This is a genomic window from Pseudomonas sp. SORT22, from assembly GCF_018417635.1.
In the GTDB taxonomy this organism is placed as follows: Bacteria; Pseudomonadota; Gammaproteobacteria; order Pseudomonadales; family Pseudomonadaceae; genus Aquipseudomonas.
In genome coordinates, this window is the sequence record NZ_CP071007.1 from 5,712,890 (window position 1) to 5,734,889 (window position 22,000).

Consider the following 22,000-nt stretch of genomic DNA (forward strand, 5'->3'; position numbering starts at 1 on the left):
GTAGGAGCGGGCTTGCCCCGCGATGCGGTTACTGCTGCGCGACCTTCTCCGACTTGCCGTCATAGCGCTTGCGCCATTCGGCGAGGATGTTGTCGCGGTTCTTCGAAGCCCAGGCGAAGTCGTTCTTGATCAGGCGCTGTTCGTAGTCGGCCGGCAGTTCGGTCTGCGGCTTGGCGATGCCCGGCTGGGCCAGGACGGCGAAGTTTTCCTTGTACAGCTCCATGGCCGCCGGGCTCGCCGAGAAGTCGGCCAGGCGCTTGGCCGCGTCTTCATGCTGGCTGCCCTTGATCACCGCGGTGGCTTCGATCTCCCAGCCCAGGCCTTCCTTCGGCAGGACGATGTCCAGCGGCGCACCCTGGCGCTTGAGCTGCACGGCTGGGTATTCGAACGAGATGCCGATCGGGAATTCGCCAGCAGCAGCCAGCTTGCACGGCTTGGAGCCAGAGTGAACATACTGGCCGATGTTCTGGTGCAGCCCGTCCATGTACGCCCAGCCCTGCTTCTCGCCGAAGGTCTGCAACCAGGCGCTGACATCGAGGAAACCGGTGCCGGAAGACGCCGGGTTAGGCATGACGATCTTGCCCTTGTACTCAGGCTTGGTCAGGTCCTGCCAGCTCAGCGGCTTGCTCAGGCCCTGCTTCTCGGCCTCGACGGTGTTGAAGCAGATGGTCGCGGCCCAGACGTCCATGCCCACCCAGGCCGGCGGATTGGCGGCATCGCGGTAGTTGGCGCCGATCTTGCCGAGGTCTTTCGGTGCATAGCTTTGCAGCATGCCCTGCTGGTCGAGGATTGCCAGGCTCGATGCCGCCAGGCCCCACACGGCATCGGCTTGCGGGCGGTCTTTTTCGGCCAGCAGCTTGGCAGTGATGATGCCGGTGGAATCACGCACCCACTTGATTTCGATGTCCGGGTTGGCCTTTTCGAAGGCCTGCTTGTAACTCTTGAGCTGTTCGGCTTCGAGCGCGGTGTACACCGTCAGTTGGGTATCGGCGGCAAAGGCCTGCACGCTGAATGCAGTGAGGACGGCAGCGGCAAGAGCAAGTGGCTTGAACATGATGCGGTTCCTTTGAACAGTACAGGTTGGGAGAGGCAATCAGTGACCCGGCGCGCGCTGGCGCCAGGCTTGGGAGCGTTGCAACAGGCCGCGCGAGGCCCAGGCCAGGAGCAGCGAAACGGTGGCGCTGGTAATCAGGATCAGGGTCGACATCGCTGCGGCGCCGCCGACGTTGCCGGCATCATCCATGTTCAGCACGGCGACCGCGGCAAGGATGGTGTCGGGGCTGTAGAGGAAGATCGCCGCCGACACCGTGGTCATCGCCGAGACGAACAGGTAGCGAATGATGTCGAGCAATGCCGGCAGGCAGATCGGCACGGTGACCCGCATGAAGTGCCGGTACAGCGGTGCCTTGAGCGACAGCGCGGCAGCCTCGAACTCGCCATCGAGCTGGCGCAGGGCAGTGGTCGCGGTCATGTTGGCGGTGGTCAGGTAGTGAGCAATGGTGCACACCACCAGCAGCGCCATGCTGCCGTAGAACACATGCAGCGGGTTGCTGCTGAGGTTGAAGAAGAACACGTAGCCAAGGCCCAGCACCAGGCCCGGCACCGCCATCGGCACGAAGCTGAGCAGGCGCAGCAGCAGGTTCAAGCTGCGCTGGCCCTTGGTTTTTTCCATCAGGTAGGCGCCGGTGAAAATCACCGCGCTACCGATCAGCGCCGTGCCCAGGGCCATGGTCAGGCTGTTGCGGTAGGCCAGCCAGCCGCCACCGGCGGTTTCGTCGAACTGGTAGTGCTTGAGCGACAGCGACAGGTTGTAAGGCCAGAACTTGACCAGCGATGAGTACACCGCCATGCCCACCACCAGCAACAGCACCGCGCAAATCAGGATGACCACGGCCATGAAGCAGGCATCGCGACGCCGCGACGGCTGTGGCTGGAACACCTGCGCCCGGCCACTCATCGAATCGCCCTGACGGCGGCGCAGCCAGGCATCGACGGCAAAGCTGAGCAGCGCCGGCACCAGCAGGACCATACCGATCAAGGCACCACGGCCGAACTGCTGCTGGCCGACCACGGCCTTGTAGGCTTCCAGCGCCAGCACCTGGTAGTCGCCACCGACTACCACCGGCACACCGAAGTCGGTGATGGTCAGGGTGAACACCAGGCAGAAGGCGGCGAACACCGCCTGCCGGGTGGCTGGCCAGGTGATGCTGTGAAACGCCCGCCAAGGCCCGGCGCCCATGCTCGAGGCGGCGTCGAACAAGCGCGCATCGGCCAGCGACAGCGCCGACAGCAGGATCATCAGCGCATGCGGGAAGGTGTAGATCGCCTCGCCGAGGACAATGCCCCAGAAGCCGTAGATATTGTCGCTGAGCAGCCCGCGCAGCAGCCCCTGGTTGCCGAACAGATAGACCAGGGCAATGGCCGGGAGCATCGACGGCGCCAGCAATGGCAGCAGCGAAATGCCGCGCCACAGGCCCTTGGCCGGAATCAGTGTACGCTGCAGAGCGTAGGCGAACAGGTAGGCCAGCGGCACCACAATGGCCGCAACGCTGAGCGAGACCTTCAGGCTATTGCCCAGCAGCCAGTGAAAGTTGGCGCTGGCAAACAGTTCGCGAGCAGCGACCAGGCCGCCGCCCTGGCCGGCATCGCTGCTGAAACCGCGCCAGAAGATCGCCAGCAGCGGCATCAATACCGCGACGGTGAGCAAAAGCAGCAGCAACCATTTGCCGCCGACCACGAACAGTCGATCACCCAGCGAAACACCGGCGCGCCGGGTTGCCTTCGCGTGCGCGATCGGCATGGCGATTGGCGCGGCCATCTCAGGCAAACACCTGCAGGCTGCGCGGCGGCAAGGCGACCCAGATGTCCTGGGAGCCCAGGCGCGGCATCGACTCGGGGGCGACTTCGGCAAGCAGGGCATGGCCTGGCAATTCATTGAATTCGAAACTCATGCGGCAGCGATTGCCGAGGAAGGTGATCTCGCGCACCCGCGCCGGGAACAGGTTCTCTTCATGCACCGGCGGGTTGACGCTGATCGCTTCCGGGCGGCAGAACAGCCGACCGCTGCGGGCCTGGCTGGCGCCATCGGCCAGGCGCATGTTCAGCGCACCGACCTGGGCATGGCTGTCGCTGTGGCGCTGGAACGGCAGCCAGTTACCCTGGCCAACGAACTCGGCAACGAACGGCGTGGCCGGCTTGTCGTAGATTTCCTGCGGGGTGGCGTACTGCTCGACCTGGCCGTTGTTCATCACCGCGATACGGTCGGCCATCAACATGGCTTCGTCCTGGTTGTGGGTGACCATCAGGGTGGTGATGCCGAGCTGGCGTTGCAGTTGGCGCAATTCGCTGCACAGGTGTTCGCGCACCCGGGCGTCGAGGGCCGACATCGGCTCGTCGAGCAGCAGCAACGACGGTGCCGGGGCCAGGGCTCGAGCCAGGGCCACGCGCTGTTGCTGGCCGCCGGAAAGCTGGCCGGGGTACTTCTTCTCGCTGCCGCTCAGGCCCACCAGCTCAAGCATCTGCGCCACCCGCTGACGCACTTCGTCACGACCGCTGCCGGCCAGGCCGTAAGCGATATTGGCTTCGACGGTCAGGTTGGGGAACAGCGCATAGGACTGGAACAGAATGCCGTAGTCGCGGGCCTGGGGCGGTAGCTCGGAGATATCACGGTCGCCGATGTACAGGGTGCCGCGATCCTGGCGCTCGAGGCCGGCGATGCAGCGCAGCAGGGTGGTCTTGCCACAACCGGAGGGGCCCAGCAGGCACACCAGCTCACCGGCGGCGACGTCGAGGGAAACATCGTGCAGGGCGGTAAAGGCGCCGAAGCGCTTGTGGATACCGCGCACTTTCATCTGTGCGCCAGGGTTTGCGACCGGAGTGTTCATGGCAGGACCTCATCGAACGAATGAGGGCCATGCTAGGCGGGCAATGCGAAGGTTCTGTGGCGCAGAGGCAAAAGTTGCCGATAGTGGTATAGGCAGATTTTGGTGTGATGCAAATCCCGCTCCTACACCTCGACCGCCGCCACTTCCTGAGCCAACCCCAGAAACGCCGCCGGCAACCGCGCCTGGCGCCGCTCCTTCAAGCAATACAGATACTCATGCATCAGCGGCGCGCCCTCCAGGCTCAGCACCCGCAGCTCGGGGTTATGCGGCACTTCATGGCGGGCAATGATGCTGATGCCGATATTGCGCAGCACCGCCTCGCGAATCGACTCGCGACTGCCGATCTCCAGCAGCGAGCCGACCTTCACCCCCGCCGCTTCAAGCATCTGCTCGGTCAGCTTGCGCGTGGTCGAGCCCTGCTCACGCACCAGCAGGCAATGCCCGGCCAGCGCCGACAGCGGCAGCGATTCGCGGCTGGCCAGCACATGGTTGCGATGCACCGCCACTACCAGCGGATCGGTACCCAGCACCCGCCGCACCAGCCGTGCATCCTCGACCAGTTGCGATGAGGCGGCCAGATCGACCCGGTAGTCCTCGAGCAATTCCAGCACCTGCTGGGAGTTGCCGATCTCCACCGACACCTCCACCTGCGGCAAGCGCTCGCGGAAGATCTTCACCAGGTCGAGGATGTAGTACGGCGCCGTGGCAGCGATACGCAAACTGCCCTGACCCTGGCCACTGTTGCGCAGGAAGAACTCGATATCGGCCTCCTGCTGCAGCAGCGCCTTGACCATCGGCAGCAGCCGCGTGCCGTCGTCACTGAGGGTCAGGCGGCGACCGCCACGGTAGAACAGCTCCACCGCGTACTGGCTTTCGAGGTTGCGGATCTGCGTGGTTACCGTCGGTTGGCTGAGCCCGAGTTTCTTCGCCGCCAGGGTAATGCTGCCCAGGCGGGCAACCATGTAGAAGGCTTTCAACTCGGAACTCAACATAGATCCTCTATTTACGCAGCAGGCGCAGGCCGTTGAAGACCACCAGCAAACTCACGCCCATGTCGGCAAACACCGCCATCCACATGGTTGCCATGCCGGCGAAGGTGACCGCCAGGAAGATCGCCTTGATCCCCAGCGCCAGAACAATGTTCTGAGTCAGGATCGCCGCACTCTGGCGCGAGAGCCTGACGAAGGCCGGGATTTTGCGCAAGTCATCATCCATCAATGCCACGTCGGCGGTCTCGATGGCGGTGTCGGTACCGGCCGCGGCCATGGCAAAGCCGATCTCGGCGCGGGCCAGTGCCGGCGCATCGTTGATACCGTCGCCGACCATGCCGACCCGATGGCCCTGGGCGTACAGGTCCTCGATGGTCTTGAGCTTGTCGGCCGGCAGCAGGTTGCCATGGGCCTGGTCGATCCCGACCTGGGCGGCAATCGCCTGGGCCGTGTGCGGATTGTCGCCGGTCAGCATGACAGTCTTGATACCCAGCTCATGCAGCTCGGCAATTGCCTCGCGGCTGCTGTCCTTGACCGTGTCGGCGACGGCGAACAGCGCCAGCGGGCCGGACTTGTCGAGCAGCAGCACGACGGTCTTGCCCTGCCGCTCCAGGGTATCGAGCCGGGCTTCGAGCTGTGCCGAGCACAGGCCCAGCTCCTCGACCAGGCGATGGTTACCGAGGTGATACAGCTCACCGTCGATCTCGCCACGCACACCGCGACCTGCCAGGGCTTCAAAGGCCGTGACCTCGCTCAGGGGCAGTTGCTGCTCAGTGGCGAACACGGCAATGGCGCGCGATACCGGGTGGTCGGAACGATCGGCAAGGCTTGCCGCCAGCGCCTGGGCGCGGCCTTCGAACAGCGGTTCGAGCACTTCATGGTCGGTTTGCACCGGCTTGCCATGGGTGATGGTGCCGGTTTTGTCCAGGGCCAGGAAGTCGAGTTTGCGCCCGCCCTCCAGGTACACCCCGCCCTTGACCAGGATGCCTTTGCGCGCCGCCGCGGCCAGGCCGCTGACGATAGTCACCGGGGTGGAAATCACCAAGGCACAGGGGCAGGCCACCACCAGCAACACCAGCGCGCGGTAGATCCAGTCGAACCAGGCGCCAGCCATGAACAGCGGCGGAATCACCGCCACCGCCAGTGCGAAGGCAAACACCGCCGGGGTGTAGATGCGCGAGAACTGGTCGACGAAGCGCTGGGTCGGCGCCCGCGCGCCCTGGGCTTCTTCCACGGCCTTGATGATCCGCGCCAGGGTCGATTGCCCGGCCGCTGCCGTCACCCGGTACTCCAACGCCCCGGCCTGGTTGATGGTGCCGGCGAACACTTTGTCACCGGGGCCCTTCTCTACCGGCAGGCTCTCGCCGGTGATCGGTGCCTGGTCGATGCTCGACTGGCCGCTGACCACCTCGCCGTCCAGGCCGATGCGTTCGCCGGGACGCACGCGCACCAGATCACCGAGGGCGACCTGCTTGACGTCCAGCTCACGCCACTGGCCATCGGCTTGCTGCACGGTGGCAAGGTCCGGGCTCAACTGCATCAGACCGCCGATGGCGTTGCGCGCGCGGTCCAGCGAGCGCGCTTCGATAAGCTCGGCGACGGTGAAGAGGAACATGACCATGGCCGCTTCCGGCCACTGGCCGATCAGCACCGCGCCGGTCACGGCGATGCTCATCAGTGCGTTGATGTTGAGGTTGCCGTTCTTCAGGGCGATCCAGCCCTTTTTGTAGGTGCCCAGACCGCAACTGAGGATCGACACCAGGGCGACCAGGGCCACTACCCAGGACGGCGCTAGCTCGGCAAAGTGGATTGCTTCGGCGCCCAGTGCCGCAACACCGGCCAACGCCAGCGGCCACCAGTGTTTTTTCACCGGCGCAGGCGCAGCGCCAGCTTCTTCGCTGGCCTCGCTCAACGGGTCGGCCTGCATACCCAACGAGGCGACCGCCTGCTCGATGGCGACAGTGTCGGCATGGGTGTGGCGCACGCCGAGGATGCGGTTGATCAGGTTGAATTCCAGCTGCTCGACCCCGGCCAGCTTGCCCAGTTTGTTCTGGATCAGGGTCTGTTCGGTCGGGCAATCCATGGCCTCGATGCGAAAGCGGCTCAGGCGCGCACCGGCGCTGCTCGCCTCGCTCAGTTGCACCAGCGCCGGTGCGGCGTCGTGGGAACAGCAGCTGTGGGCGTGCTCGGCATGTTCATGCCTGGCGTGATCATGGCTGTGGTCATGATCGTGAGGAGCTTTACCGGGGGTGTGGCTGACAGGCTGATTCATGGGTTCATCCTTAAATGTCCTGTTGCCAAGTGAACACCCTGTAGCCACTATAGGGTCAAGCCACTTGTCGAGGTATTTGCAGATGAAGATCGGAGAACTGGCCAAGGCCACCGATTGCGCGGTGGAAACCATCCGTTACTACGAGCGGGAAAACCTGCTGCCGGAGCCGGCGCGCAGCGAAGGCAACTACCGGATGTACACCCAGGCCCACGTCGAGCGCCTGACCTTCATCCGCAACTGCCGCACCCTCGACATGACCCTGGAAGAAATCCGCAGCCTGCTGCACCTGCGCGACAGCCCGGATGACCAGTGCGAAAGCGTCAATGCGTTGATCGACGAGCACATCCAGCACGTCAAGGCGCGCATCGATGGACTGCAGGCACTGCAGGCGCAACTGCTGGAACTGCGTCAGCACTGCCATCCCAAGGAGGTCCAGTGCTCGATCCTGCAGCATCTTGAGGTCAATGGCGCAGTAACGGCGCCAGAGGCGGAGCATTCACATGTGGGCAGAAGCCACGGGCACTGATTAAGGTACCTGTAGGAGCGGCGGTGCGGCGACCCGACTTGCCCCGCGATGCGATGTGACTGACAGACCGCATCGCGGGTCAAGCCCGCTCCTACAGGATCAGACCGCCATCGGCGCCGTCATTGGCGCGTGGTGCTCGTAGCCTTCGAGGCTGAAGTCGCTCGGTTCGATCTTCTCTAGCCACTCTGGCTCGTACACGCCAGTCTTGGCGAATTCCGGCACGCGATCACTGATCACCAGCTTCGGCGCAGCCAGCGGCTCGCGCTTGAGCTGTTCGCCCAGCATGTCCAGGTGGTTTTCGTAGACATGCGCATCACCGATGAAATAGGTGAACCAACGCGGCGTGTAGCCGGTCAGGCGGCCCATCAGCGACAGCAGTGCGGCGCCTTCGGTGAGGTTGAACGGCGTGCCCAGGCCCAGGTCGTTGGAGCGGATGTAGAGGGTCAGGGAAATTTCCCTGGTCTCGACATTCGGGTGGAACTGGTACAGCAGGTGGCACGGCGGCAGGGCCATTTCGTCGAGCTGGGCGCAGTTCCAGCCGTGGAACAGGATGCGCCGGCTGCCCGGGTCGTTGTGGATGGTGTCGATGCACTGGCGGATCTGGTCGATGGCCTTGTACAGCACCACGAAGGCTTCGCCGTCTTCCTCGGCCTGGGCGATCTGCTGGAAGCCCTGGCTCTTGGCCAGTTCGATGGCCGCCGGGTTGCTCAGCGGGATGCGCTTGTAGGCCGGCCACTGGCGCCATTGCACGCCGTAGATCTCGCCAAGGTCGTCATGGCCCTGGCGAAACGGGTTGGCCAGCCACTGGGCGTTTTCGTTGGCGTTCTGGTCCCAGACCTTGCAGCCCAGCTCACGGAACTCGCCGGCGTTCTTCACGCCACGCAGGAAGCCGACCATCTCGCCGATGGCCGACTTGAACGCCAGCTTGCGGGTGGTGATGGCCGGGAAGCCCTTCTGCAGGTCGAAGCGCAGCATGGCGCCAGGCAGGCTGATGGTGCGGATACCGGTACGGTTACCTTGGAGGGTGCCGTTTTCGATGACGTCGCGGACCAGATCTAGATACTGTTTCATGGCTTACCTGTAGCAAAGACGGCAGGGGATCGCCCTGCCGTGGAAATTCAAACGGCGGCCTTGACCGTGGGTTTGCGGTTGTAGGCCCACCAGATCAGGAAGATGCCACCGACAATCATCGGCACGCAGAGCAACTGACCCATGGTCAACCAGCCGAAGGCGATGTAGCCAAGCTGGGCATCGGGTACCCGCACGAACTCTACGATGAAACGGAAAATACCGTAGAACAGCGCGAACATGCCGGAAACGGCCATGGTCGGGCGCGGTTTGCGCGAGTACAGCCAAAGGATCAGGAATAATGCCACACCTTCCAGGGCGAACTGGTACAGCTGCGACGGGTGACGCGGCAACTGCGCCGGGTCGCTGAACGGCGGGAAGACCATCGCCCACGGCACATCAGTGGCCTTGCCCCACAACTCGGCGTTGATGAAGTTGCCGATACGCCCCGCACCAAGGCCGATCGGTACCAGTGGCGCAACGAAGTCCATCAACTCGAAGAACGACTTGTTGTTGCGCTTGCCGAACCACAAGGCGGCGAGCATCACGCCGATAAAGCCGCCGTGGAACGACATGCCGCCCTTCCACACTTCGAGAATCAAGGTCGGGTTGGCCAGGTAGGCGTGCAGGTCATAAAACAGCACGTAGCCCAACCGCCCGCCGACAATTACGCCCATGGACAGCCAGAACACCAGGTCCGAGAGTTTTTCGCGGCTCCAGGTCGGGTCGAAGCGGTTCAGGCGACGCGAGGCCAGCAGCCAGGCGCCGCCGATGCCGACCAGGTACATCAGACCGTACCAATGGATTTTGATCCATTTCAGGTCAAGGGCTACTGGATCTATCTGCGGATAAGGCAGCATGGTGACTCCTCTCGTTAAAGCAAAAAGCTAAGGCCGACGCAAAACAGCAGCGCGGCGAACAGCCGCTTGAGCAGGCGTGGCGACAGTTTATGTGCCAGGCGCGCGCCGAAGCGGGCGAAAAACATGCTGGTCAGGGCAATCCCCAGCAACGCCGGCAGGTACACAAAACCCAGGCTATGGGCGGGCAGGTGCGGGTCGTGCCAGCCGAGCCAGATGAAACTCAGGGCGCTGGCCACCGCAATCGGAAAGCCGCAGGCCGACGAGGTTGCCACCGCCTGCTGCATCGGCAGGCTGCGCCAGGTCAGGAACGGCACGGTCAACGAACCGCCGCCAATGCCGAAGATCGCCGAGGCCCAGCCGATCACGCTGCCGGCGAGGGTCAGCCCGGGCTTGCCAGGGATGCCGCGGCTGGCCTTGGGTTTGAGGTCGAGGGCCATCTGCGCGGCGATCACCAGAGCGAACACGCCGATGATCTTTTGCAGCATTGGCCCCTGAATGGCCGAGGCGGTCTTGGCACCGATACCCGCACCGACCAGGATCCCCAGGGTCATCCAGACAAAGATCGGCCACTGCACCGCGCCCTTGCGGTGGTGCTCGCGGATGGCATTGACCGAGGTGAAGACAATGGTCGCCAGCGAGGTGCCCACCGCCAGGTGGGTCAGCACCGACGCGTCGAAGCCTTGCAGGGTGAAACTGAACACCAGCACCGGCACGATGATAATGCCGCCACCAACCCCAAACAGCCCGGCCAGCACGCCTGCGCAGGCGCCCAGCGCCAGATAGAGCACGAATTCCATTGTCGCCCCCGTAAATTCAGTCCGGCATGGTAACGGAAGGTAGGCCTGCGGCTCTAGTGAAGACACATTAAGTCGATGGATCGCGTCGGACGCTATCGGTAGAGTGGGCAAAAACACAGAGGTCCACCTATGTGTCTGATCGTCTTTGCCTGGCGGCCTGGGCATGCCCAGCCGCTGATCGTCGCGGCCAACCGTGATGAGTTCTACGCCCGCCCCAGCCGCGTACTGGGGGCCTGGGAAGATGCGCCCGGGGTTTACGCCGGGCGCGACCTGGAAGCCGGCGGCACCTGGCTGGGGGTCGGCCCCAACGGCCGCTTTGCCGCGCTGACCAATATCCGCGACCCGCAGCAACCCCAGGGCACGCGCTCGCGCGGCGAGCTGGTGGCGGCGTTTTTGCGCGGGGAGCTTGGGGTTGAGGCTTACCTGGATCAGGTGGCCAGCCGCAGCCAGCAATATTCGGGGTTCAACCTGCTGGTCGCCGACAGCACGCAACTGGGTTACCTGAATGCCCGGCAAGCCACGCCGCAGCTGCTGGGCGCCGGGGTTTACGGGTTGTCCAACGCCGGCCTGGATACGCCCTGGCCAAAGCTGGTCAAGGCGCGTGCGGGCTTGCAATTGCAACTGGCCGATCCACAGCCGCAGCGCTTGCTGGACTTACTTGGGGATAACCTGCCGGCGGCAGACAGCGAGCTGCCAGAGACCGGCGTCGGCCTGGGTACCGAGCGGTTATTGTCGAGCGTGTTTATTGCCAGCCAGAACTACGGGACCCGGGCCAGTACCGTGCTGATTGTCGAGGCCGATGGCCGGCGACATTTAGTGGAGCGCAGTTTTGGGCCGCTTGGCGGGCATCTGGGGGAGGTGTGTTTGCAGGTCTGACGCTATCGCTGGCAAGCCAGCGATGGGCTGCAAAGCAGCCCCCAAACCTCACAAAGGCTTGCCCACTCCTGGCCCGATCATCCGCGCCAGGCCCAGGTTCTTCAGGGCCAGCTGCAGCGAGCTGTGGATAACTTGCGGGTTGTCGATGCCCATGGCCTGGGCCAGCAGTTCCTTGGACTTGCTCATGCTGACCTGACGCAACATCCACTTCACCTTGGGCAGGTTGGTAGCGTTCATCGACAGGCTGTCGAAACCCATGGCCATCAGCAGCACCGCCGCCGCCGGGTCACCGGCCATCTCGCCGCAGATGCTCACCGGCTTACCTTCGGCGTGGGCATCGCGCACCACGTTCTGCAGGGCCTGGAGCACCGCCGGGTGCAGGTAGTCATAGAGGTCGGCGACGCGCGGGTTGTTGCGGTCGACCGCCAGCAAATACTGGGTCAGGTCGTTTGAGCCGACCGAGAGGAAGTCCACCTGGCGCGCCAGCTCGCGGGTCTGGTACACCGCCGCAGGGATTTCGATCATCACCCCCACCGGCGGCATCGGCACGTCGGTGCCTTCGTCGCGCACTTCGCCCCAGGCCCGGTGGATCAGGTGCAGGGCTTCTTCGAGTTCGTGAATACCGGAAATCATCGGCAGCAGAATGCGCAGGTTGTTCAGGCCTTCACTGGCCTTGAGCATGGCGCGGGTCTGCACCAGGAAGATTTCCGGGTGGTCGAGGGTGACGCGAATACCGCGCCAGCCGAGGAACGGGTTGTCTTCCTTGATCGGGAAGTACGACAGCGCCTTGTCGCCGCCGATATCCAGGCTGCGCATGGTCACCGGCAGCGGGTGGAAGGCCGCCAGTTGCTCGCGATAGATCGCCAGCTGCTCCTTCTCACTGGGGAAGCGCTGGTTGATCATGAACGGCACTTCGGTGCGGTACAGGCCGACGCCTTCGGCGCCACGCTGCTGGGCGCGAGCGACATCGGCAAGCAGCCCGGTGTTGACCCACAGCGGCATGCGGTGGCCATCGAGGGTCACGCAAGGCAGTTCGCGCAGGGCGTCAAGGCCCTGGGCCAGCTGGCGTTCTTCTTCGACGACTTCGGCGTACTGCTTGCGCAGCACTTCGCTGGGGTTGGTGTAGACCTCGCCCTTGTAGCCATCGACGATCATGTCGATGCCGTCGACCTTGGAATACGGCAGGTCGACCAGGCCCATGACGGTCGGAATGCCCATGGCCCGGGCCAGGATGGCAACGTGGGAGTTGCCCGAGCCCAGTACCGAGACCAGGCCGACGAGCTTGCCTTCCGGCACTTCGCCGAGCATCGCCGGGGTGAGTTCTTCGCTGATGAGAATGGTGTTGTCGGGATAGACCAACGACAGCTGACGGGCCTCCTGCAGGTAGGCCAGCAGTCGCCGGCCCAGATCCTTCACGTCCGAAGCCCTCTCGCGCAGGTAGGCGTCGTCCATCAGTTCGAAGCGATTGACGTGCTCGCCGACCACCTGGCGCAGCGCGCCCTGGGCCCATTGGCCGGTCTTGATCACCTGCACCACTTCACCGCCCAGGGCCGCGTCTTCGAGCATCATCAGGTAGACGTCGAACAGCGCGCGCTCTTCCGGGCGCAACTGGGTGGCGAGTTTGGCGGAGAGGTTGCGCATGTCTTCGCGCACCCCTTCCAGGGCGTTGTTGAACAGTTTCAGTTCGGCGTCGATGTCATCAACGGTCTTGTCCGGCACCACATCGAGGTCGGCCGGTGGCAACATGACCACCGCCTTGCCCACCGCAGCGCCGGGTGAACCGGGCACACCGACGAACTTGGCCTCCTGGATACCCTTGCCCTGACGGCCCAGGCCACGGATCGAACCGGTGGCCTCGGCATGGGCGATAACCCCGGCCAGCTGCGCGCTCATGGTCACCAGGAAGGCTTCTTCGCCCTCGTCGAACTGGCGCCGCTCCTTTTGCTGGATGACCAACACCCCGACCACGCGACGGTGGTGGATGATCGGCGCACCGAGAAAGGAAGCAAAGCGCTCCTCGCCGGTTTCAGCAAAGTAGCGATAACGCGGGTGGTCGGCGGCGTTTTCCAGGTTCAGCGGCTCTTCGCGCGTGCCGACCAGGCCCACCAGGCCCTCGTTGGGGGCCATGCTGACCTTGCCGATCGAGCGCTTGTTCAGGCCCTCGGTGGCCATCAGCACGAAGCGGTTGGTCTCGGGGTCGAGCAGGTAGACGGAGCAGACCTGACTGCCCATGGCCTCTTTTACGCGCAACACAATGATCCCCAACGCCGTCTTGAGATCCTTGGCGGAGTTAACTTCCTGGACGATCTTGCGCAGCGTATTGAGCATGGCTCGGGGTCGAACTCCGTCGTCAGTCGCGCGCCAGCAGGCGCGGGGCAAGCTCTTTGAGAGCGCGGCGGTAAACCTCGCGCTTGAATGTCACCACCTGGCCCAGCGGATACCAATAGCTGACCCAGCGCCAGCCGTCGAACTCCGGTTTACCGGTCAAGTCCATCCGCACCCGTTGCTCGTTGGAGACCAGGCGCAGCAGGAACCATTTCTGTTTCTGGCCGATGCACAGCGGTTGGCTGTGGGTACGGACCAGGCGTTGGGGTAAACGATAACGCAACCAGCCGCGGGTGCAGGCAAGAATTTCAACATCATCTCGCTCCAGCCCCACTTCTTCGTTCAGCTCGCGGTACAGGGCATCTTCCGGCGTTTCCTCGGGGTTGATACCTCCCTGGGGAAACTGCCAGGCATCCTGGTTGATCCGTCGAGCCCATAGCACCTGCCCAAGATCATTCGTCAGAATGATCCCGACATTGGGGCGAAAACCATCGGGGTCGATCACGGCAGCAACCTCGCAAACGCATGTCACGGCATTGTTCCACAAAGGTCACAAGGCCAGCAACGCGCCTGTTTACCTTATGTGCACCGATGTGAAAAGTCCGTATTCTGTGGGACTTTTCAGATGTTATGCGAGTGACTTAAATGCGCCTGGCTTTATTCGATCTGGACAACACGCTCCTTGGTGGCGACAGCGACCACGCCTGGGGTGACTACCTGTGCGAACGCGGCATTCTCGACCCGGTCGAGTACCAGAACCGCAACGACGCCTTCTATCAGGACTATCTGGCCGGCAAGCTGGACCTGAACGCCTACCTGAACTTCAGCCTGGAAATCCTCGCGACCACGGAAATGGCGCAACTCGACGAATGGCATCGCGACTTCATGCGCGACTGCGTCGAGCCGATCATCCTGCCCAAGGCCCTGGCCCTGCTGAAAAAGCACCAGGATGCCGGCGACAAACTGGTGATCATCACCGCCACCAACCGTTTCATCACCGGCCCGATCGCCAAGCGCCTGGGCGTACAGACCCTGCTGGCGACCGAATGCGAAATGCTCGACGGCCGTTTCAGCGGGCGCAGTACCGATATACCCTGCTTCCGTGAAGGCAAAGTGACGCGTCTGAACCGCTGGTTGCTGGAAAACGGCTACAGCCTGGACGACAGCTACTTCTACAGCGACTCGATGAACGACCTGCCGCTGCTGGAGAAGGTGGCCAACCCGGTCGCCGTCGATCCGGACCCGAACCTGCGCGCCGAAGCTGAAAAGCGCGGTTGGCCGGTGATCAGCCTGCGCGATTGATCGCCGCTATGGGAGCGACTGCTCGCTCCCACCGAAGCCCGCATGATCAGACCGGCTTGGCACCCATCAGCCCGGCGATGGCGATAAAACAGACACCGCTGAACACCGCCAGCGCCAGGGTGAATTTCGGGTTGCCCACAGTCGGCGCCGTGCGCAGGCGGTTGACCCGCGCCAGCAGCCAGAACCAGCTGAACGCTGCGAAGGTGTAGATCACGCTGGACCCCAGCACCCAGGTCTGGCCCAGCGGCCAGCCGATCAGGTGCACCAGCCACCAGCCGGTAAAGGGCATGCTCACCAGGCAGATGCCCATCAACAGCCAGACAAACACCAGCGGCCGGGCCATCAGCCGGGTGTGGGCACTGGCATCGCCCTTGCGGCGCGCGATAAAGGTCCAGATCGCCAGCCCCAGGGCGCTGCCCAGCAGCAACACGGTGGCCAGGATGTGGGCGATTTTCAGGGTAGTCAGCAGTTCCATTTCTTATTTCTTCCTCAGGCGTTGCCCAACAGCGTAGACGCTCAGCCCAGGAACAGCCGGTACGCCGGGTTATCGGTTTCGTCCCAGTACGGGTAGCCAATCTTGGCCAGCGCCGCCGGCACCAGGTGGCGCTCATCATCCGGTACCTGCAGGCCGGCGACCACGCGACCATCGGCCGCGCCATGGTTGCGATAGTGGAACATCGAGATGTTCCAGCGCCCGCCGAGCTTGTTGAGGAAGTTGAACAGCGCCCCCGGACGCTCCGGGAACTCGAAACGCAGCACCAGCTCGTCGCTGACCCGCGCCGCATGGCCGCCGACCATGTGGCGGATATGCAGCTTGGCCAGCTCGTTGTCGGTCAGGTCGAGCACCGGGAAGCCTTGCTCGGTCAGGCTCTGGATCAGCGCGCTACGCGGGTCGGTATCCGGATGGGTCTGCACGCCGACAAAGATGTGTGCTTCGCCGTCGGCATGGTAGCGGTAGTTGAATTCGGTGATCTGGCGCTTGCCCACCGCCTCGCAGAAGGCCTTGAAGCTGCCCGGCTGCTCGGGGATGGTCACGGCGATGATGGCTTCGCGGCCCTCGCCCAGCTCGGCGCGCTCGGCAACATGGCGCAGGCGGTCGAAGTTGACGTTGGCGCCGGAGTCGATGGCCACCAGGGTCTGGCCGGCCACGCCATTGAGTTCGACGTACTTCTTGATCCCGGCAACGCCCAAGGCGCCGGCAGGTTCGGTGATCGAGCGGGTATCGTCGTAGATATCCTTGATGGCTGCGCAGATCTCGTCGGTACTGACGGTAATCACCGCGTCGACGTAGTCCTTGCAGATGTCAAAGGTGTGCTGGCCGATCTGCGCCACCGCCACGCCATCGGCAAACAGCCCGACCTGCGGCAATACCACGCGTTCACCCGCAGCCATGGCGGCCTGCAGGCAGTTGGAGTCGTCCGGCTCGACGCCGATCACTTTGATTTCCGGGCGCAGGTACTTCACGTAGGCGGCGATGCCGGCAATCAGGCCGCCACCACCAACCGGGACGAAGATCGCGTCCAGTTGCCCCGGGTGCTGACGAAGGATTTCCATGGCCACGGTGCCCTGCCCGGCAATGGTGTGCGGATCGTCATAGGGGTGGATGTAGACATAGCCCTTCTCGTCCACCAGCTTCAGCGAATAAGCCAGCGCTTCCGGGAACGAGTCACCGTGCAGCACCACCTTGCCGCCGCGCGAACGCACGCCTTCGATCTTGATCTCGGGGGTGGTCTTGGGCATCACGATGGTAGCCTTGATCCCCAACTCACGGGCCGCCAGGGCCACGCCCTGGGCATGGTTGCCAGCCGATGCGGTGACTACGCCACGGGCCAGTTCCTCAGCACTGAGCTGGGCCAGCTTGTTATAGGCACCGCGAATCTTGAACGAGAACACCGGCTGCAAGTCTTCACGCTTGAGCAGGATGTTGTTGCCCAGACGCTTGCTCAGCTGGCCGGCGGTCTGCAACGGAGTTTCGACGGCGACGTCGTAAACGCGCGAGGTGAGGATCTTCTTGACGTACTGTTCGAGCATCGGGAAAGCATCACTGAGCGGTTGGGCGGGGTTTGCGAGTCTACCCCAGCGCCCTGTCGGGCGACCACAGCAAGGCAGCGGTTTTAGCCGCTATACTACGCGCCTTCACGATACTCCTCCCCGCTTCGGAGCCCGCATGACCCAGGACCAACTCAAACAGGCTGTCGCCCAGGCCGCTGTCGATTTCATTCTGCCCAAGCTCGACGACAAGAGCATCGTCGGCGTCGGCACCGGCTCGACCGCCAACTGCTTCATTGACGCCCTGGCCAAGCACAAGACCGCCTTCGACGGCGCGGTCGCCAGCTCCGAAGCGACCGCGGCACGCCTGAAGGGTCATGGCATTCCGGTGTACGAGCTGAACACTGTCAGTGACCTGGAGTTCTACGTCGACGGCGCCGACGAAAGCGACGAGCACCTGAACCTGATCAAGGGTGGTGGCGCGGCCCTGACCCGCGAGAAGATCGTTGCCGCCGTGGCCAAGACCTTCATCTGCATCGCCGACGCCAGCAAGCTGGTACCGGTGCTGGGCGCCTTCCCGCTGCCGGTCGAAGTCATCCCCATGGCCCGCAGCCATGTGGCCCGCCAGCTGGTCAAGCTTGGCGGCGACCCGGTGTACCGCGAGGGTGTGCTGACCGATAACGGCAACATCATTCTCGATGTGCACAACCTGCAGATCACCAACCCGGTCGAGCTGGAAAGCCAGATCAACGCGATTGTCGGCGTGGTCACCAACGGCCTGTTCGCGGCGCGCCCGGCGGATCTGCTGTTGCTGGGGACTTCGGAAGGGGTCAAGAGCCTCAAGGCCTGATAGCATCGCGGGGCAAGCCCGCTCCTACAATGTAGGAGCGGGCTTGCCCCGCGATAATGCCTACTCGGTCGGCTTCTTGAACACGTAAAACAGGTTCGGCTCGCTGACCAGGTAAATGGTCCCGGCATCGTCCATGGCGATGCCTTCGGCCTGCGGCACACTCTTGTTCAAGCCCTGAAAACCCTTGCGCAGCGACAAGGTGCTCAACGGCTTGCCCTGCACATCCAGCTCCAGCACCAGTTGCGACTCATCCGACAGCGCCAGCAAGTGGCCGCTGCGCTCATCGAACTGCAAGCTCGACAGATCCCGCACAAACAACCGCGAATCACGCTTCTGGTCCTGTACCACATGCACCGCATACGGCTGCTCGGGGTTGTCGTGGGGGAAGCCATGCACCTCGTAGATCAGCATCGGGTCGCGCTCCTTGGCGACGAACAGACGCTTGCCGGCCGAGTCGTAGGCCAGGCCCTCAAAGCCTTTGTTGCCATTGAGGCCAATGCCCAGGGTCAGCTGTTCGGCATCCTTGGCGTCGAGAAACGGCGTGTTGTCGGTCAGGCGCACGCGAATCAGGCGCTGCTCGCGCTCATCGGTAATCACGTAGCTGTTGGCGCCGACGTACTCCACCGCCTCCGGATCACCAAAGCCGGTCAACGGCACGCGCCTCAGGATACGCCCGTCCAGCGACAGCTCGATCAGCTCGGAACGCTTGTTGGTCACGGTGAACAGGCTGTTGCGGTCAGGGTCGAAGGTCAGCGCCGAGATATCGTCGTCCAGGCCTTCGATGGGTTGCGCCTCAAGCACCACCTGGTATTGATCCAGGCCGATGCTCTGCTCGAACGGCTGCCACCAGGTCTTGAGGTTGAACCAGCCGCGCTCGAACAAACGGTATTGCTGCCCGGCAACGGCGACCAGGAGCAAGGCGAGAAGGCTCGCAACCAGAAAAATCAGCGGCAGGCGGATGTAGCGACGCATTCAGGTGGACTCTTTGGGTGACAGCCTGAATCTTCCCACACTCAACTGAAGCGAAACTTAAATCCTGACGTAGGAAAAGTCTGAAATCACGGCTTTTTGAAACGATAGAACAAGTCCGGCTCACTGACGATGTACAGCGTGCCGTGTTCGTCCATCGCCACGCCTTCGGCGCGCGGAATTCGCTTCTTCAGGCCGTTGAAGCCGCCCAGCAGGGTCATGAAGCTGACCTGCTCGCCCTTCTCGTCCAGCTCCAGGAGCATGTTGGAGTCGGCCGACAGCACCAGCAGATGCCCGGTGCGCGGGTCGACACCCAGCGCCGAGAGGTTGCGCAGGTCCAGTTCGTCGCTTGGCAGCGGCTGCTTGTCGCCGGTCAGCGGGCTGTGGCCGTCGCTTTTCCAGGTGAACAATGCCGGCGGCCGCTCTTCGCCGAGGATGATGCGCTGCTGCAGAGGGTCCCAGGCCACGGCTTCGAAGGCCTTGTTCTGGTTTGCCGAGGGGCCGAGGTCGTATTGGGGGAAATCGGCGATGTTCAGCGACTTGGTGTCGGCAGCAAGGGTGACGATGGTCATCTTGTGATCGCGCTCGTCGACGATCGCCAGGCGCCCGCCTTCAAGCACGGCCACGCCCTCGGGGTTGCTCCAGCCCACCAGGGGCATCTTGCGCAGCACGTCGCCGTCAAGGGTCAGTTCGACCAGAAAGGGATTCTTGCCCATGACCGCGAACAGAGTTTTGCTCACCGGGTTGTAGGACAGGTCTGAAGCTTCATCGTCCTCCATGCCCGGCAATACCTTGGCATCGATATCGACCTGGTAGTCCGGCAACCAGATGCTCGCCTGTTGCTCGCTCTGGCTTTCGAAACGCTCCTGCAACCAGAGCAGGCCACGGTCATCCCAATGCATGGCGATCGCCACGCCATAGCCGATGATCGCCGCGGCCACCAGCCAGGTGGACCAGCGCAAGGCCAGGCCACGCTTGCGCGCAGGCGGCAGGGAATTGCTCGAAGGAAGAGGAGTGGCCATGGATTTGTGCTCTTTTTTGCCAGTTGATAACACCGTACCGGCACATTTCGCAGAGCCAGGTCCGCAAGCATTATCCGGATCGATTGTGAAAAAAATGGCAAAAGCCGACGGGCAGTATGGCAGCCAGTATTTCTGGCTGCCACGTCGGTGGTTCAGAGCACCTGGCTTTCGAAACGGCTGACGCCTGGCAGTTCGAGCACCAGTTGGTCGCCGGGGTTGAGCGGGCCGACGCCAACCGGGGTACCGGTGAGAATCACGTCGCCGGCCAGCAGCGAGAATTGCGTGGCCATGTGCTGGATCATCGGCACGATCGGGTTGAGCATCAGCGCGCTGTTGCCGTCCTGGCGCACCTCACCGTTGAGGGTCAGGCGGATGCCGATGTCAGTCAGGTCTTCAAAGGCACCGACCGGCACGAACGGCGGCAGTACGCAGGCGCCATCGAAGCACTTGGAGCGCTCCCACGGCAGGCCCTTTTCCTTGAGCTGCGCCTGCAGGTCGCGCAGGGTCAGGTCCAAGGCCGGGGCAAAGCCGGAGATGGCGTCGAGCACTTCTTCTTCGGTGGGGCTGGTGGACAGCGACTTGCCGAGCAACACGGCAATTTCCGTCTCGTAGTGCACCGAGCCACGCTCGGTCGGGATCTTGAAGCCGCTGTCCAGCGGCACCACGCAACTGCCCGGCTTGATGAACAGCAGCGGCTCGCTCGGGATCGGGTTATCCAGCTCTTTGGCGTGCTCTGCATAGTTGCGCCCGATGCACACCACCTTGCCCAGCGGAAAGTGAATACGCGTGCCGTCTACATACTGGTGCTGATAGCTCATTACCGACTCCTGGCGCTATTGGATGCTCTTGTGCCTGTGGCTTACTCGACCGCGAAGATCTTGCCCGGGTTCATGATCCCGTTAGGATCGAACGCCGCCTTCACTGCTTTCATGTATTCGATTTCGACCGGCGAACGGCTGTAGGTCAAGTAGTCGCGCTTGGTCATGCCGACACCGTGCTCGGCAGAGATCGAGCCGTTGTACTTCTCGACGGTCTCGAACACCCACTTGTTGACCGTCGCGCACTTGGCAAAGAACTCGTCCTTGCTCAGGTTGTCGGGCTTGAGGATGTTCAGGTGCAGGTTGCCGTCGCCGATGTGGCCGTACCAGACCACTTCGAAGTCCGGGTAGTTATCGGCGACGATCGCGTCGATATCCTTGAGAAACGCCGGTACTTTCGACACGGTCACGGAAATGTCGTTCTTATACGGGGTCCAGTGCGAGATGGTCTCGGAGATGTACTCGCGCAACTTCCACAGGTTCTGCAGTTGCTGCTCGCTCTGGCTCATGACGCCGTCGAGCACCCAGCCCTGCTCGACGCAGTGCTCGAAAGTGGCCAGGGCATCATTGGCCACCTCTTCGTTGCTGGCTTCGAACTCCAGCAAGACATAGAACGGGCAGTCGGTTTCGAACGGTGCCGGCACGTCGCCACGGCCCATGATCTTGGCCAGGGCCTTGTCGGAAAAGAACTCGAAGGCTGTCAGGTCGAGCTTGGCGCGAAACGCGTGCAGCACCGGCATGATCGAGTCGAAATCCGGGGTACCGAGGACCATCGCCGTGAGGTTGTTCGGCGCCCGATCCAGGCGCATGGTCGCCTCGACCACAAAGCCCAGGGTGCCCTCGGCGCCGATGAACAGCTGGCGCAGGTCGTAGCCGGTGGCGTTCTTGATCAGGTCCTTGTTCAGCTCGAGCAGGTCGCCCTTGCCGGTGACGACCTTGAGGCCGGCCACCCAGTTGCGGGTCATGCCGTAGCGAATAACCTTGATCCCGCCGGCATTGGTGCCGATATTGCCGCCAATCTGGCTGGAACCTGCCGAGGCAAAGTCCACTGGGTAGTAGAGGCCCTTGTCTTCGGCAAAATCCTGTAGCTGCTGGGTAACCACCCCCGGCTGACAGACCACCGAGCGGTCGAACTCGTTGAAATCGAGAATCTGGTTCATGTAGTCGAACGCCACGACCACCTCGCCATTGGCCGCCACCGCTGCAGCTGATAGCCCGGTGCGACCGCCCGACGGCACCAGGGCGACCTTGTGCCGGTTGGCCCAGCGCACGATGGCCTGGACCTGGTCGATGCTCTTGGGGAAGACGATGGCCGAGGGCGCGGGGGCGAAGTGCTTGGTCCAGTCCTTGCCGTAAGCCTCAAGGGAGGCCGCATCGGTCAGCACCTTGCCGGGCTCTACCAGGGTCATCAGCTCATCAATCAGCGCAGAATCGGTCATCGATAGAACTCTCG

The 22,000-nt window shown here is 63.2% G+C and carries 20 protein-coding genes; 4 read left to right on the top strand and 16 right to left on the bottom strand.

Annotated elements, in window-relative coordinates; genetic code table 11:
- Positions 1-28 precede the first annotated feature (28 nt).
- The 5 genes from JYG36_RS26170 to JYG36_RS26190 all read right to left on the bottom strand — a co-directional run bounded on the left by JYG36_RS26170 (position 29) and on the right by JYG36_RS26190 (position 7,145).
- Positions 29-1,054, bottom strand: a complete 1,026-nt coding sequence (locus tag JYG36_RS26170) for a putative 2-aminoethylphosphonate ABC transporter substrate-binding protein (protein ID WP_045201846.1) — start codon at positions 1,052-1,054, stop codon at positions 29-31.
- Positions 1,055-1,093: 39 nt separating this feature from the next.
- Positions 1,094-2,818 carry a putative 2-aminoethylphosphonate ABC transporter permease subunit gene (locus tag JYG36_RS26175; RefSeq protein WP_213602747.1) on the bottom strand — a complete coding sequence of 575 codons (1,725 nt, stop codon included), beginning with the start codon at positions 2,816-2,818 and terminating at the stop codon, positions 1,094-1,096.
- Between the two features lies 1 nt (position 2,819).
- Positions 2,820-3,884: a putative 2-aminoethylphosphonate ABC transporter ATP-binding protein gene (locus tag JYG36_RS26180; RefSeq protein ID WP_045201841.1), complete on the bottom strand. Its 1,065-nt coding sequence runs from the start codon at positions 3,882-3,884 to the stop codon at positions 2,820-2,822.
- Positions 3,885-4,006: 122 nt separating this feature from the next.
- Entirely contained in the window at positions 4,007-4,876 is an 870-nt protein-coding gene (locus tag JYG36_RS26185; RefSeq protein WP_093377326.1) for a LysR family transcriptional regulator, read from the bottom strand.
- A 7-nt stretch (positions 4,877-4,883) separates the two neighbouring features.
- Entirely contained in the window at positions 4,884-7,145 is a 2,262-nt protein-coding gene (locus JYG36_RS26190) for a heavy metal translocating P-type ATPase (RefSeq protein ID WP_213602748.1), read from the bottom strand.
- Positions 7,146-7,227: 82 nt separating this feature from the next.
- On the opposite strand from JYG36_RS26190, the gene cadR reads away from it, so the two are divergent.
- Positions 7,228-7,671: a Cd(II)/Pb(II)-responsive transcriptional regulator gene (cadR, locus tag JYG36_RS26195; protein WP_045201835.1), complete on the top strand. Its 444-nt coding sequence runs from the start codon at positions 7,228-7,230 to the stop codon at positions 7,669-7,671.
- Between the two features lie 99 nt (positions 7,672-7,770).
- Here the strand turns inward: cadR and JYG36_RS26200 are convergent, their stop codons facing one another.
- Genes JYG36_RS26200 through JYG36_RS26210 form a run of 3 tightly spaced genes read right to left on the bottom strand, consistent with a single transcriptional unit; the run spans position 7,771 to position 10,396 of the window.
- Positions 7,771-8,742, bottom strand: a complete 972-nt coding sequence (locus JYG36_RS26200) for a thymidylate synthase (RefSeq protein ID WP_045201834.1) — start codon at positions 8,740-8,742, stop codon at positions 7,771-7,773.
- Between the two features lie 47 nt (positions 8,743-8,789).
- Entirely contained in the window at positions 8,790-9,599 is an 810-nt protein-coding gene (lgt, locus tag JYG36_RS26205; RefSeq protein ID WP_045201832.1) for a prolipoprotein diacylglyceryl transferase, read from the bottom strand.
- Positions 9,600-9,613: 14 nt separating this feature from the next.
- Complete coding sequence (locus JYG36_RS26210) at positions 9,614-10,396, bottom strand: sulfite exporter TauE/SafE family protein (protein ID WP_045201826.1); 783 nt, start codon at positions 10,394-10,396, stop codon at positions 9,614-9,616.
- 129 nt (positions 10,397-10,525) lie between these two features.
- Here JYG36_RS26210 and JYG36_RS26215 point away from each other — a divergent pair, with 129 nt between their 5' ends.
- Complete coding sequence (locus JYG36_RS26215; RefSeq protein WP_213602749.1) at positions 10,526-11,272, top strand: NRDE family protein; 747 nt, start codon at positions 10,526-10,528, stop codon at positions 11,270-11,272.
- Positions 11,273-11,320: 48 nt separating this feature from the next.
- Here JYG36_RS26215 and ptsP read toward each other — a convergent pair whose 3' ends face one another.
- Together ptsP and JYG36_RS26225 are read right to left on the bottom strand one after the other, a co-directional pair.
- A complete protein-coding gene (ptsP, locus tag JYG36_RS26220; RefSeq protein WP_045201822.1) occupies positions 11,321-13,600 on the bottom strand; it encodes a phosphoenolpyruvate--protein phosphotransferase in 2,280 nt (759 codons plus the stop codon).
- Between the two features lie 22 nt (positions 13,601-13,622).
- The gene (locus tag JYG36_RS26225; RefSeq protein ID WP_010222140.1) at positions 13,623-14,102 is read right to left on the bottom strand and encodes an RNA pyrophosphohydrolase; all 480 of its coding nucleotides are present in this window, start codon (positions 14,100-14,102) and stop codon (positions 13,623-13,625) included.
- Positions 14,103-14,242: 140 nt separating this feature from the next.
- Between JYG36_RS26225 and JYG36_RS26230 the strand changes: the two genes are divergently transcribed.
- Complete coding sequence (locus JYG36_RS26230) at positions 14,243-14,899, top strand: histidinol-phosphatase (RefSeq protein ID WP_045201820.1); 657 nt, start codon at positions 14,243-14,245, stop codon at positions 14,897-14,899.
- 46 nt (positions 14,900-14,945) lie between these two features.
- Here JYG36_RS26230 and JYG36_RS26235 read toward each other — a convergent pair whose 3' ends face one another.
- Entirely contained in the window at positions 14,946-15,374 is a 429-nt protein-coding gene (locus tag JYG36_RS26235) for a DUF2269 family protein (RefSeq protein ID WP_093377338.1), read from the bottom strand.
- Between the two features lie 41 nt (positions 15,375-15,415).
- Positions 15,416-16,930 carry a threonine ammonia-lyase, biosynthetic gene (gene ilvA, locus JYG36_RS26240; protein WP_045201818.1) on the bottom strand — a complete coding sequence of 505 codons (1,515 nt, stop codon included), beginning with the start codon at positions 16,928-16,930 and terminating at the stop codon, positions 15,416-15,418.
- A gap of 136 nt (positions 16,931-17,066) precedes the next feature.
- Between ilvA and rpiA the strand changes: the two genes are divergently transcribed.
- Positions 17,067-17,738 (top strand): ribose-5-phosphate isomerase RpiA, encoded by a 672-nt coding sequence (rpiA, locus tag JYG36_RS26245; protein WP_010222132.1) that lies wholly within the window; start codon positions 17,067-17,069, stop codon positions 17,736-17,738.
- 60 nt (positions 17,739-17,798) lie between these two features.
- Here the strand turns inward: rpiA and JYG36_RS26250 are convergent, their stop codons facing one another.
- From JYG36_RS26250 to JYG36_RS26265, 4 genes are all read right to left on the bottom strand, one after another.
- A complete protein-coding gene (locus JYG36_RS26250) occupies positions 17,799-18,710 on the bottom strand; it encodes an SdiA-regulated domain-containing protein (protein ID WP_195885432.1) in 912 nt (303 codons plus the stop codon).
- A gap of 86 nt (positions 18,711-18,796) precedes the next feature.
- Complete coding sequence (locus JYG36_RS26255; protein WP_213602750.1) at positions 18,797-19,729, bottom strand: SdiA-regulated domain-containing protein; 933 nt, start codon at positions 19,727-19,729, stop codon at positions 18,797-18,799.
- 152 nt (positions 19,730-19,881) lie between these two features.
- Positions 19,882-20,547, bottom strand: a complete 666-nt coding sequence (locus JYG36_RS26260; protein WP_045201812.1) for a fumarylacetoacetate hydrolase family protein — start codon at positions 20,545-20,547, stop codon at positions 19,882-19,884.
- A 41-nt stretch (positions 20,548-20,588) separates the two neighbouring features.
- Positions 20,589-21,986 (bottom strand): D-2-hydroxyglutarate dehydrogenase, encoded by a 1,398-nt coding sequence (locus JYG36_RS26265; RefSeq protein ID WP_045201810.1) that lies wholly within the window; start codon positions 21,984-21,986, stop codon positions 20,589-20,591.
- Positions 21,987-22,000: the final 14 nt, after the last annotated feature.